Here is a 13,139-nt window from a genome sequence, read left to right on the forward strand (position 1 = left end):
AGCGATTAGCCCCATGATAAAACCCTTACTAAGTGTGTTACTGCTATGTATGAGTACTTGCGCAGCAGCAACAACAATAACTATAAAAAATGCCAATAATCAGCCTTTAGCAAATGCGGTAGTGTGGCTAAGCGGGGCATCAATTCAGGCCGGCAATCAAGCAAGTAAAACCTACGCAATGAGTCAACAAAACCGCGAGTTTACGCCGCGTACGTTAGTTGTTCCGCAAAATGCAAAGGTAGAGTTTCCTAATGCCGACTCTATCATGCACCACGTTTATTCGTTTTCTAAAGCTAAAACCTTTGAGTTGAAACTTTACAAAGAGCAACCTAAAGCCCCCATAACGTTTGATCAAACTGGGGTGGTTGAGCTTGGCTGTAATATTCATGACTGGATGCTGGGCTATATTGTGGTGGTTGATAGCACCGTTTTTGCAATTACCGACGACAACGGTAGGGTTAATTTAACTGCCCCTAATGGGCAATACAGCATGAGTGTATGGCATTCTGGCTTTAGCGATATAAGCAACGTAGAAACCCACAGCGTTAATGTAAGCGATTCACCTATACACTACACCGTAAAGCAGACCATAGCCGAGCAAATAGACTTTGCTACGGATGAATTTGATGACTATTAAGCGCAAAAATACAGTATTACTTGGCCTACTTTTTATGAGCCTACCGGCTTTTTCGCAAGTTAAAGGGCTTATTCAGGTACGTGCGGTTGCAAGCGATGATACACAAAGCTTTCAAGATGGCGGTATTGGTTTATATCGCCATGGAGATAGCAGTGATAGCATTTTGTTATCGCAAGGAATTATAGACTTTAAGGCCGATTTAAGTAGCGCCTGGAGCGCACATGCCGTTGTTAATGCTAATCAAGAGCCGAAAACCACATTAGGTTTAAGCCAAGCGTATTTCCAGTATCAGCCGTTAGTAAACAGCCGTTATAAATGGCATGTAAAACTTGGTGGGTTTTATCCTAGTATGTCGCTAGAAAACCCCGATATAGGCTGGACCTCGCCTTACAATTATACTAATTCGGCCATAAACAGTTGGCTTGGCGAAGAGCTTCGCACCATAGGTGGTGAGCTTAGCATTAAGCGCCCAGGTAAACGTTTTAATTCTAAGCATAGTTTTAGTGTGAGCGCTGCTATTTATAAAGGGAACGACCCAACAGGGACGTTGCTTTCGTGGCGCGGGTTTGCGCTGCACGACAGGCAAACAACATTTAACGAAAGTGTACAATTTGCACCTATTGCGGCATTAAATAGTGACGAATTACGTTGGCAAGCTAACCAAGTACTGCCTTTTGAAGAAGTAGATGGCCGCTTTGGCTACTATGCCGGTGTGCATTGGGATTATTTAAAACGCTCGCAGTTTAGGTTTTATTATTACGATAATAACGCCGATCCCAGCATTTTTAATCGCACAACAGGGCAGTATGCTTGGCATACTCGCTTTAGCAGTTTAGCGTGGTTATATAAATTTACAGGTAAAACCCGTTTGATTGCCCAGCTACTCGATGGTAAAACCGAAATGGGGGCTAATAAGCTTATTTATAACCGTTTTTATAGCCATTATTTAATGCTCAGCCATAAAGCAGGTAAGCATAGGTTATCGCTTAGGTATGATTATTTTAAAGTAGATGACGATGATACCACCGCATTTGACCCTAACGCCAGCCATGGCGAAGGCTTAACAGCTACGTGGCGTTACCAATTAACCGATACGCTACAAATAGGTGTTGAAGGCTCGGCGCTGCATAGCTTTGTACAAAATAGGCCGGGTAGTGGGTTTGCTCAGCGAATATCGCAGCAGCAAATTATGCTAAACGCTCAATGGCGTTTTTAAAGTACAAAAAAGGGAGCTTTTAAAGCTCCCTTTTAGTTTCAAAAAAAGTGTGAATTATTTTTTATCAAATGCGCGTTTCATAAAGTTTGGTGTAGCAAGTGCGCCGTGATGAATACCGCTGTTGTAGTATTCGCTTTGCTGTGCAACTTGCTCGGCATCGGCTTCTCTAAAGCCATTAAATGCTTGTGATTTACGAGCAAGCGTTACTGACCATAAACCGCTTGGGTAAATTGGCTGTGGAAATGGCAGTGTTTGCAAGTCGTTAAAGCCCACACTTAGCATGGCCTCGCGCATTTCTACTAGCAGTGGCATATGCATTAATGGCGATTCGCTTTGCTGCACTAAAATACCACCAGGGCGTAATGCATTTAAGCAGCTAGTGTAAAACGCGTGGTTAAATAATCCCTCGCCTGGGCCTACAGGGTCTGTACCATCAACAATAACAACATCAATAGACTCGCCCGCAGCGTCACGCATGTATTTTATACCATCATCAAACATAACAGTTGCGCGTGCATCGTTGTTAGACTCACAAAGCTCTGGGAAGTATTTTAACGACATTTGCGTGACTACTTCGTCTATATCTATTTGCGTTACGGTTTCTACACCTGGGTGTTTTAAAACTTCACGTAATGTACCGCAATCGCCGCCGCCAATAATTACCACGTTTTTAGGATTTGGGTGCGCTAAAAGTGCAGGGTGGCTAATCATCTCATGGTAAAAAAAGTTTTCGCGGGTAGTTACCATAGTACAGCCATCGATGATCATTAAATTACCAAAGTCTGTGGTTTCGAACATTTCTACCTTTTGAAAAGGAGACTGTTTTTCATCCAACTTTTTGTTGATACGTAATGAAAATGCGCTGCCATCGCGGTCGCTAATTTCTGTAAACCACTTACTTTGATCTAAATTTGCCATAGTTGCTTTTACACTTTTTAAGTTGAGTATGAAAAAGGGGCAATTCTGCCAGTGCTTCGCGTTTTGCTCAATGAAATTTTAACTGCTTTGCCAATAAAGTTAGCCAGTATCGAGTTAAAGTTCAATTTTTGTTAGCGTAGGGGGTAGTGACGTATTAAAATGCGCCTTTATAGCTAATTGATTAAAGAAGAGTTGCCATGACTTGGGGTTTAGAAACAGCACGCGCTACATATAATGTTGCTCATTGGAGCGATGGCTATTTTGATATTAACGCACAAGGCGAGCTGGTTGCCTACCCAGATGGTGACCAATCTAAAAATGCGATTTCTTTAACGCAGCTCACAGAGCAATTTAAGCAGCAAGGTTTGACATTGCCGGTGTTGGTGCGCTTTACCGATATTTTAAAAAATAGAGTAGATACACTCACCCATGCATTTACCTTAGCGCGCAGCAGCCGCGAGTACCAAGGCAAGTACACGTGTGTATACCCTATAAAAGTAAATCAGCAGCGCTCGGTGGTCAGTAAACTATTGGCGCACCCAAGTGGTTTAGTTGGCCTAGAGGCCGGTTCAAAGCCTGAGCTTATGGCAATTTTAGGGGTAGCCGATAAACCCATTACTATTGTGTGCAATGGCTATAAAGACAGTGAATTTTTACGTTTAGCCTGTATTGGTCAAGCCATGGGACACAGCGTTAAAATAGTCGTCGAAAAACTCTCAGAGCTGACAACCTTACTTGAAGAAATAGATAACCTAGGCATAGAGCCTGCCATTGGTATACGTATTCGCTTAAACTCAGTAGGCAAAGGTAAGTGGCAAAATACCGGCGGCGAAAAAGGCAAATTTGGCTTAACCGCAGGCCAAGTACTTAGTGCTGTTGAGGTGCTTAAAAAGCATAATAAATTACATTTAATGCAAATGGTGCATTTTCATATTGGCTCTCAAATTGCCAATATACGCGACATACACCGCGCCCTGCGTGAATGCGCGCGCCACTTTGCTGAACTTACCCAGCTAGGAGTGCCGCTTAATACAGTTGATGTAGGCGGTGGCTTAGGGGTAGATTACGAAGGCTCAGGCTCACGCAGTGCTTGCTCGATGAACTACACCGTTGAAGAATACGCACGTAATGTGGTTAATGCTTTTGCTGAGGTGTGCGACCAACATCAACTTACGCACCCAGCCATTATCACCGAATCAGGGCGTGCTTTAACAGCGCACCACGCGGTGTTAATTACCGATGTAATAGACGTAGAAAAAGCGCCAAATCATCCAAACCCTGAGCCACCACTTCAAAATAGTGCGTTAGTGCTTGATGAAATGTGGCAGTGTTTACAGCGTTTAAACCCGCGTATGGCGCTAGAGATATACCACGATGCGATGCACTTATTTAGCGAAGCGCACGACCAATACGTGCATGGGTTAGTAAGCATGCTAGAGTGGGCGAAAATAGAGCAATTATACTTTACTATTTTGCACCGAGTACGCGCATCACTTAGCAATAACGCGCGTGCGCACCGTGAGGTACTTGACGATTTACACGAAAAGCTAGCCGATAAGCTATTTGTTAATTTTTCACTGTTTCAGTCGTTACCTGATGTATGGGGCATTGAGCAGTTGTTTCCGGTTATGCCAATTGAGAATTTAGATAAACCGCTTACCCAACGCGCTATTATTCAAGATATTACCTGTGACTCAGATGGGCAAATTCGTGAGTACGTAGAAGGCGCGGGCATAGAAACCAGTTTACCTATACCTGAGTACCAACATGGCGAGCAATACCATATAGCCATGTTTATGGTAGGGGCTTACCAAGAAATTTTAGGTGATTTACATAACTTATTTGGCGACACCGACTCAGTGCATGTAGAGCTTAACGACGACGGTTATGTATTAACCAATGCTATTAAAGGTGATAGCGTTAAGGATGTATTAAAGTTTGTTGACTATGATAGCGCCATTTTGGCACAAAACTTTGAATTATTGGTCAACAAGCTAGCAGTGTCTGAGCAGTGTAAAGCAGGGTATTTAGCCGAGCTTAATGCCGGGCTTGAAGGTTATACTTACTTCGAAGATTAACCGTACACTCTCAGAATTAAAAGCGTCGCTGTTTGGCGCGCATTGTTTAAAGGAAAGTAAATAAATGTCAGTAATCCGCAGTGTATTAAGTATTATGCTTTATACAATCAACACACTTATTTGGTTTGTGCCTATTTTTGTTTGTGGGCTATTAAAATTAATCCCTATCAAGCCTATGCAAAAGCTTTTAAGCTGGGTTGCTAAACAGTGTGCCACTATTTGGGTGTCGGTTAATAGCATTAACCAACGCTTATTCACGCCAACAAAAATTAACGTTACCGGCCTTGAAGAAACCAAATTAAAAGACTGGTACTTAGTAATTGCTAATCATCAAAGCTGGGTAGATATATTAGTGCTGCAGCGTGTATTTAATCGAAAAATACCTTTTTTAAACTTTTTTTTAAAAAAAGAGCTTATTTACGTGCCAATTTTAGGTGTGTGCTGGTGGGCGCTCGACTTTCCATTTATGACCCGTACCAGTAAAGCACAGCTAAAAAAGAACCCAAAGCTACGTGGCAAAGACATAGAAACAACCCGCAAAGCCTGCGAAAAATTTAAAGAAATGCCAGTAAGCATTGTTAACTTTGTAGAAGGTACACGTTTTACTACGCAAAAACATGCTCGCCAAAATAGCCCTTTTCCGCATTTATTAAAGCCAAAAGCAGGCGGGATCGCATTTGTAATGCAAGCCATGGGTGAGCAAATCTCTAAAGTGGTTAATGTGACCATTCATTACCCCGATGGCATCCCTACGTTTATGGACTTTGCCGGCGGCAAAGTGAAGCAAATTAATGTGCATGTAGACATTCGCCCAGTAAGCGAGGAGTTGATTGGTGATTACACTGGCGACTCTGAGTTTAGAGTCGGCTTTCAAAGTGAATTAAACCGTTTATGGGAAGAAAAAGAGCACACGCTTTTGCAGCTCGAACAAAACCATAAATAATAAGGTAATAAAAAATGGGCTTACAATTATGCTAAAAAAGTGGTTACCAAATTGGCTCAGCGGCTTAATTGTAGGCTGCGTGATTTTTTCAAATGTAATCATTTTTGGCACCTTAGTATTACTGCTAGGGTTAATAAAGCTTGTCCTGCCTTTTTCTATAATTAACACCATACTGCATAGCGTGTACCGAGGCTGGTGTAATGGCAATCGGTTTGGCTTGTGGCTGGGCTGCGCCAACATAAAAGTAAACATAAACGGCGATGTAAATTCAAAAAGTTGGTACTTACTAATTTGTAACCACATGAGCTGGTTAGATATTGTGGTGCTTAGCTCAATTAATGTATTACCAGCACCAAAGTTTTTTTTAAAAGACGAATTAAAGTATGTGCCATTTATTGGCTCTGGCGCATGGGCTATGGGCATGCCTTTTATGAAGCGCGTAACTAAAGCGCAGCTTGCTAAAAACCCCAAGCTTAAAGGGCTAGATGTTGAGCGTACCAAGCAAAGCTGTCGTAATTTTAGGAATAACCCCACCACCATAATTAATTTTGTTGAAGGCACCCGCTACACGCACGCAAAGCATGCAAGCCAGCAAAGCCCGTTTAAACATTTACTCAAGCCCAAAGCGGGCGGCATTGCCTTTGCACTTGAGGTACTTGGCGAGCAATTTGACGCCATGCTAAATACCAGTGTGCTGTACAGCGGCAACACAAGCCATGTTTGTCGTAATATTTTAAAGGGCGAGCTTGATTCGATTTATGTTTCTATTGACGTGGTTGCTATAAACCAGAAAATGTTAGGTAGTTACCAACACGACAAAGCATTTAGAAGCCACTTTCAAAAGTACGTTAATGAGCTATGGGTTGCTAAAGACGCGCAACTAGCCAGCATTTATGCCCAACACGATTTACCTGAGCCACCCATTTGTAAGGAAATAGAAACACTATGACCAATACCCACCTGCAGGAGCTAATCGCTCCTTGGTTTGAAAAAGTACCCGACGCAGATTTTTTAAGTGCAATTACTGCAGCCTCTATTGGTGTGTTTTCGTTGTTAGTGGTGTATTTATTTACACGCCGATTAATGCTGCCAGGCATTCAAAAAGTGGTGACTAAGTTATCTCCAGAGCGCATAGGGTTACTTTCTCCGTTGCTCACAAAACTTAATAAGCGTATAGCCGGTATGCTATGTAGCGTGCTTTTTTTAGCAACCTTCGACAGCGTTTACCCTGTTAATGAGCTCAGTGCAGAAATACTAAAAACCATTGGCCAAGGTATATTAATTATTCATGTAGGCTTTATTTTTAGCAGCATTGTAAGCATTGCCGGCGCTATTTATAACCAGCTAGATTTTGCCCGCGAAGTGCCAATTCAGGGCTTATTACAAGTTGTTAAGCTGATCACCTTTATTGTGTGTGCAATTTTAATAGTCAGCATTGTGCTTGAAAAATCGCCTACCTATATTTTGTCGGGTTTTGGTGCGATAGCCGCTGTTACTTTATTGGTTTTTAAAGACACTATTTTAGGCTTTGTAGCCAGTATTCAAATTGCGGCAAACCGATTAGTTACTTACGGCGATTGGATTCAAGTAGAAAACTACGGCGCCGACGGTGAAGTAATAGACTTAGGGCTAAACACCGTAAAAGTGCGTAACTGGGATAACACCATTACGACTATTCCTACTTATATGCTGGTAGCAGGGTCGTTCAAAAACTGGCGAGGAATGCAAGAGTCTGGCGGGCGACGTATTAAGCGCTCGCTTAATATTGATATGCACAGCATATGCTTAGTAAGTGACGAATTTAGAAAACAAATAGATGCAGCTATACCACTGCACGAATATATACGTGTTGCCTCGTTGCCTGATCCGGTCTCTAACTTAGGCTTGTTTCGCCGCTACGCCGAGGGCTATTTAAAGCAGCATAACAGAATAAATACCTCACTGACGCTCATGGTGCGTGAGCTACAACCAATGAACCACGGTTTACCGATTGAGTTTTATTGCTTTAGTGAAGACAAACGCTGGATATCTTACGAGCATTTACAAGCTGAAATTATGGATCACTTATTGGCAGTGTTGCCAGTATTTGGCCTTAGAGCGTATCAAAGTGTTAGCGGGCAATTAAGCCCGCCTAATGCACAGCAAACCGATAAGCCGACCTTTAAAGTAATGGCAAATAGTGCTGAACAAGGCCCACACTAATAAATAAAGCTAATAGCCACCAAATAGGTGGCTTTTTCATTCTTAGCCATGCAAAAGCAGCAATAACCAATGCAACCTGCCATAGGTTGTGAACGGCTGATGTCCAAATAGGTGAGTACAAAGCCGCCGCTAAAAAGCCAACTACGGCAGCGTTAAGCGCCGCAATAGAGCTTGCAAAGCGAGGTTTACTTGCCAGGTTTAACCAGCTTTTTTGAAACGCCAGCATTAATAAAAAACCCGGTGTAAAAATAAGTAGGGTTGCAGCTATGGCCCCCTATTAAGGGTTGCTCTGAAGTGAGTTGCGCGCCTAAGTAAGTAGCTATTGTAAACATGGGGCCAGGGATAGCTTGAGCACTGGCATACGCACTTAAAAATTGATCGTTACTTAGCGCTGGTACGCCAGCTTGCAATACAGGCAATACCACGTGCCCGCCCCCAAACACCATAGCGCCCGCTTGGTAAAAAGGAGCAAACAAAGCAAGGTCATCACCTAAAGGTATAAAGCTAATAGCGAGTAGTAATACAAATAAGCCTAAAGGGAGCCACCTAAACGCGCTTTTAGTATCTGCTTTAGGATCAGTATGGGTGTTGAGTTGTAACAGAGGCCAAATTGCGCCTATAGCAGCGGCACTCAATAAAATAGCTATTTGCGTGCCAAGTAAAGGAAATAGTAATAAAGCCAAGGTACTCATTACTGCGATAAGCTTGAGCGCAGCGCTGGTACAAAAGCTTTTTGCCATAGTGAGTGTTGCATCGGCCACAATAACAACCGCAAACAGTTTTAAGCCCGCAATAATAGCAAAGTAAACAGCATCAAACTGATGCGCGCTTACCGCTAATAACAACATGATTAAAAAAGACGGTAAGGTAAAGGCTATAAATGCGGTAATGCCACCAATAACTCCCGCGCGCTCAACACCAATTGCAAAGCCCACTTGGCTTGAACCAGGCCCGGGCAGCGCTTGGCTTAAACTAATAAGCTGCGCGTAGCGGGTATCGCTTAACCAGTTTAGTGTGTCTACAAAGTGGCGTTTAAAATAGCCTAAATGGGCAGCAGGGCCACCAAAACTCATGCAGCCAAGTAAAAAAAACTCTCTAAAAATAGCGACTAACATTGAGCTTATATCCTTTTTTAAAGTTCATTAAATTGTCACAAAGGAGTATGACACTTTTATTAAATGCATACATTAATTCGTAATCTACAAATAATACCAATCCACTTAATTAAGAGGATTGGTATAAAGCGAACTGCTTTTAACATGCTCTTCATAGTTTGTTCATACATGTATTTGCATACTTGCCTTATAATTCTTAATGAATAGGACATCACATGACTTTAACTAAATCACTTTTAAGCGTAACCGTAGTAGCTGTATTACTAAGTGGTTGCGAAATGAACAACACAGGCAAAGGCGCCGCAATCGGTGCAGCCGCAGGTGGCGTATTAGGTAAAGCAACGGGTAATCATAAAGACAAGCGCATCTTTATTGGTGCTGCTATTGGCGCACTAGCCGGTGCTGCTGTAGGTGATTACATGGATAAGCAAGAAGAAGCGTTTCGTGATGAACTAGCAGGCTCAGGGGTTGAAGTTGTACGTGAGGGCGATAACTTACGTTTAGTTATGCCATCTAATATTACCTTTGCGACAGACCAATCTTATATTTCATCAGGTTTTAACGATACCCTAAACGCCATTGCTAAAGTAATGAACAAATACGAAAAAACCTACCTAAGTGTGGAAGGCCACACAGATAGCACAGGTAAAGACAGCTACAATATGAACCTATCGCGCGAGCGTGCGCAAAGCGTTAAAAACTACTTAGTGAACCAGCAAATTATGGCTGCACGTATTAGCACTACAGGCTACGGCGAAACTCGCCCAATAGCCACTAACGATAGCGCTAATGGCCGAGCTCAAAACCGCCGTGTAGAAATTCAAATAGTGCCAAACACAGAAGGTTAGTTTTTGTTGAACTGCAATTCACAAAGACGCTGATACAAAGGGGAGCTTGCTAGCAATTGCTGGTGGCTCCCAGTTGCTTTTATTTCCCCATTTTCCATTACTACAATCACATCGGCATGTTTAACCGTTGCCAGCCTATGGGCAATAATTAACGTTGTTCTATTTTGCATTAAATGCTCAAGCGCGGCTTGTACGTGGTGCTCACTTTGCGCATCGAGTGCACTGGTGGCTTCATCTAAAAGCAGTATTTCTGGGTCTTTTAAAATAGCGCGTGCCAATACAATACGCTGCTTTTGCCCACCCGAGAGTCTTACGCCTTGCTCACCTAAAAAGCTGTTATAACCTTGCGGTAATTGCTTAATAAATTCATCGGCATGAGCATGTTTTGCGGCCGCATATACTTGCTCGTCAGTGGCGTTTGGGTTGCCGTAACGAATGTTATGCATTACGTCTGAGCTAAATAAAATAGGGTTTTGTGCCACCATGCCCATTTTGTCCCTCAGGGTGGTAAGCGATATGTCTTTAATATTTACATCATGAAATTTAATCGCGCCGAGAGCAGGGTCGTAAAAGCGCTGTAGTAATTCAAATAACGTCGTTTTACCTGCGCCAGAGGGGCCTACAATAGCCACTGTTTTACCTTGCTCTATTGTTAAACTTATTTTGTTAAGTGCGCTTACATCGGGGCGAGATGGGTAGTTAAAGCTAATATTTTCAAGTGCAATGGCGGGGCTGTCAGTCTTTATTAATAGCTTTTCGTCTTGTGGAGTGACAGGGTTTTCTATTTCACTTTTAACGGCCAGTAATTCAAGTAGGCGCGCTGCCGCCCCAGCAGCTCGTTGTAGCTCGCCGTAAACCTCGGCTACGGTAGCCACCGACATGGCCACCATAATGGCGTAAAACACAAATGCACCTAGCTCGCCACCTGTCATGGTGCCTGCCAGTACATCACTACCGCCTACCCAGAGCATTACGCTAATCGCACTAAAGGTTAAAAATATTACCGCAGCAATTAAAAAAGAGCGCTGTTTAATACGGCTTTTGGCAACGTTAAAGGCTTTTTCGGTTTCAAGTGCAAAGGCGTGTTGCTCACGCTGTTCGTGGCTATAGCTTTGTACTACTTTAATATTTTGAATGATCTCGCCGGCATAGGTGCTTATATCGGCTATTGCATCTTGGCTAGAACTTGCAAGTTTGCGAACCTTTTTGCCAAATACCATCATCGGCACTAATACTAGCGGCACACACGCAACCACTACGAGCGTAAGCTTTAAGTTAGTCACTAACAGCATTACCAAGCCACCCACTAACATTAATGCACTGCGCAGCGCCATAGAAAAGGAAGAGCCAATAATCGATTGCAGCAAGGTGGTGTCGGTTGTTAAACGCGACATAAGCTCGCCACTGCGGTTTTCTTCAAAGTAACTTGGGTGCAAGGTAACAATGCGATTAAACACCGCTTTGCGAATATCGTTACTAACTCGTTCGCCAATCCACGACATTAAATAAAAGCGGCTAAAGGTGCCCACGGCCAATAAACTAATTAAACCAATAAGCACTAATACAGCTTGTTGTAGCTGCGCTTGGGAGCCAGCAATAAAGCCATGATCTATGACAAACTTAACCCCTTGACCCAATGATAAGTTAACACCAGCGGTGACTAAAAGGGCGCCAAGTGCCGCCACTACCATCCATTTATACGGTTTAATAAACGCAAAAATAGGTAATAAACTACTAAAAGCGGCTTTTTCGGGCTTAGGGCTTGTTTTTGACATAGTGGATTCTTTTTAAAGGTTAAGGTATAGATATGGCACTAAGATAATAAAAATCAATACTTTTAAACATTAGCATCAATAAGGAAACGTTATGATTACTGCAACCGTAAGTGGAGAATTTAATGTAAACCTGGCCCCAATAGAAGGCTACGCAAGCGGCCAAAACGGCGTTAATTTAGGGCGTATGTCGATAGATAAAACTTTTAAAGGTAGCTTAAATGCCACCAGCCAAGGCGAAATGCTAAGCGCCATGACACCCACGCAAGGCAGTGCCGGTTATGTTGCTATAGAGCAAGTAATAGGCGAGCTTGAAGGCAAAAAAGGCAGCTTTGTATTGCAGCATTTTGGTACTATGGATAAAGGCCAAGATAGCCTAATTTTAAACGTAATTCCCGATTCAGGCACTCATGAGCTAGAAGGATTAACGGGCAGTATGAAAATACGTATTGAGCAAGGGATTCACCACTACGATTTTGAATACACGTTATAAGTTACACAAGGATTAAAATGCAAAAAGTAATCGAATTTAGAAAGACTCGTTTTTTGGGTGGCGTAGATATAGCCGCCCTGAATGACCGCATACAGGAATTAAATCAAGATGGCTGGAAAGTAATAAACGCAGTGCCATTGACAGGTTTTTATGGCCAAGTGCACGGTTATACATTACTTATTGAAACTGACGAGCTTTAAATGACATTTACAGTATGGTTAAGCCTAGCGGCTATTTGTATGATGGGGGCAATGTCGCCAGGGCCAAGTTTAGCGGTGGTTTTAAAGCACTCACTTAACGGCAGTATGAAAAACGGAATGCTTGCCGCGCTCAGCCATGGTACTGGTGTTGGGTTATACGCAGGTGCATCGTTATTAGGGCTAGGCGCTTTAATGATGCAGTTTCCGACTGTTTATCAAATACTGGTGTATTTAGGCGCAGCTTATTTGGCGTATTTAGGTATAAAAATATTGCTAGCAAAACCCAGCAATAACGAACTTGAAGTACAAGAAAGTGAAGTAAGTGCTGGCCAAGCTTTACAAGATGGCTTTGCTATTGCCTTTTTGAACCCTAAGCTCGCTATTTTCTTTTTAGCCTTGTTCTCGCAGTTTATTGACCCTCAGCTACTTACTTTAAGTGTGGGTATAATTATGTGTTTAACCGTGTTTGTAATTGATACCGGCTGGTATTTGCTGGTGGCGTTGCTGACAGAGGTTTCAAAAAATCGCTTTGGCTTTACCAAGCAAAGTCCGTGGCTTGATAAAATACTGGGGGTCGTATTTATTGCCCTTGCGATAAAAGTGGTGCTAAGCCTTTAAATCGCGTTCCCGATGCAGGGGCGCGTGCCTATATGCCCCTGCAGCCTAACCCTCATGCCCTGCATACGTATTCATCACATTAATTTTACCTTTTAGTTA

The 13,139-nt window shown here is 42.7% G+C and carries 12 protein-coding genes and 1 pseudogene; 10 read left to right on the top strand and 3 right to left on the bottom strand.

What is annotated here, in order from left to right:
• Positions 1-13: 13 nt before the first annotated feature.
• Entirely contained in the window at positions 14-637 is a 624-nt protein-coding gene (locus MTN96_RS25130; protein ID WP_248533027.1) for a methylamine utilization protein, read from the top strand.
• Positions 627-1,853 carry a hypothetical protein gene (locus MTN96_RS25135; protein ID WP_248533030.1) on the top strand — a complete coding sequence of 409 codons (1,227 nt, stop codon included), beginning with the start codon at positions 627-629 and terminating at the stop codon, positions 1,851-1,853. Before MTN96_RS25130 ends, MTN96_RS25135 begins: the two co-directional genes overlap by 11 nt.
• Positions 1,854-1,907: 54 nt before the next feature.
• On the opposite strand, the gene speE is transcribed toward MTN96_RS25135, so the two are convergent.
• Positions 1,908-2,771 (bottom strand): polyamine aminopropyltransferase, encoded by an 864-nt coding sequence (gene speE / locus MTN96_RS25140; protein WP_054983340.1) that lies wholly within the window; start codon positions 2,769-2,771, stop codon positions 1,908-1,910.
• A gap of 197 nt (positions 2,772-2,968) precedes the next feature.
• On the opposite strand from speE, the gene speA reads away from it, so the two are divergent.
• The 4 genes from speA (at position 2,969) to MTN96_RS25160 (ending at position 7,994) form a co-directional block, all read left to right on the top strand.
• Positions 2,969-4,849 (top strand): biosynthetic arginine decarboxylase, encoded by a 1,881-nt coding sequence (speA, locus tag MTN96_RS25145; RefSeq protein ID WP_248533032.1) that lies wholly within the window; start codon positions 2,969-2,971, stop codon positions 4,847-4,849.
• Positions 4,850-4,913: 64 nt separating this feature from the next.
• Positions 4,914-5,792 carry an acyltransferase gene (locus tag MTN96_RS25150; RefSeq protein ID WP_064384605.1) on the top strand — a complete coding sequence of 293 codons (879 nt, stop codon included), beginning with the start codon at positions 4,914-4,916 and terminating at the stop codon, positions 5,790-5,792.
• A 28-nt stretch (positions 5,793-5,820) separates the two neighbouring features.
• A complete protein-coding gene (locus MTN96_RS25155; RefSeq protein ID WP_248533034.1) occupies positions 5,821-6,741 on the top strand; it encodes an acetyltransferase in 921 nt (306 codons plus the stop codon).
• The gene (locus MTN96_RS25160; RefSeq protein WP_029773670.1) at positions 6,738-7,994 is read left to right on the top strand and encodes a mechanosensitive ion channel family protein; all 1,257 of its coding nucleotides are present in this window, start codon (positions 6,738-6,740) and stop codon (positions 7,992-7,994) included. The genes MTN96_RS25155 and MTN96_RS25160 overlap by 4 nt, the downstream gene beginning before the upstream one ends.
• On the opposite strand, the pseudogene chrA reads toward MTN96_RS25160, so the two are convergent.
• Positions 7,954-9,109: pseudogene (gene chrA / locus MTN96_RS25165) on the bottom strand (chromate efflux transporter). The gene MTN96_RS25160 and the pseudogene chrA sit on opposite strands and share 41 nt — an antisense overlap.
• A 215-nt stretch (positions 9,110-9,324) precedes the next feature.
• On the opposite strand from chrA, the gene MTN96_RS25170 reads away from it, so the two are divergent.
• Positions 9,325-9,957 (top strand): OmpA family protein, encoded by a 633-nt coding sequence (locus MTN96_RS25170; RefSeq protein ID WP_004587548.1) that lies wholly within the window; start codon positions 9,325-9,327, stop codon positions 9,955-9,957.
• Here MTN96_RS25170 and MTN96_RS25175 read toward each other — a convergent pair.
• Positions 9,954-11,732: an ABC transporter transmembrane domain-containing protein gene (locus MTN96_RS25175; protein WP_121638102.1), complete on the bottom strand. Its 1,779-nt coding sequence runs from the start codon at positions 11,730-11,732 to the stop codon at positions 9,954-9,956. The genes MTN96_RS25170 and MTN96_RS25175 overlap by 4 nt on opposite strands.
• Before the next feature lie 91 nt (positions 11,733-11,823).
• Here MTN96_RS25175 and MTN96_RS25180 point away from each other — a divergent pair, with 91 nt between their 5' ends.
• From MTN96_RS25180 to MTN96_RS25190, 3 genes are read left to right on the top strand one after another with little or no spacing between them, the layout of a single operon-like run.
• Positions 11,824-12,222, top strand: a complete 399-nt coding sequence (locus MTN96_RS25180) for a DUF3224 domain-containing protein (protein ID WP_248533036.1) — start codon at positions 11,824-11,826, stop codon at positions 12,220-12,222.
• Between the two features lie 17 nt (positions 12,223-12,239).
• On the top strand, positions 12,240-12,422 hold the full coding sequence (locus tag MTN96_RS25185) for a hypothetical protein (RefSeq protein ID WP_126008475.1): 183 nt from the start codon (positions 12,240-12,242) through the stop codon (positions 12,420-12,422).
• Entirely contained in the window at positions 12,423-13,040 is a 618-nt protein-coding gene (locus MTN96_RS25190; protein ID WP_248533038.1) for a LysE family translocator, read from the top strand.
• The last annotated feature ends 99 nt before the right edge of the window (positions 13,041-13,139 follow it).

This window comes from Pseudoalteromonas sp. 2CM28B (assembly GCF_023161935.1).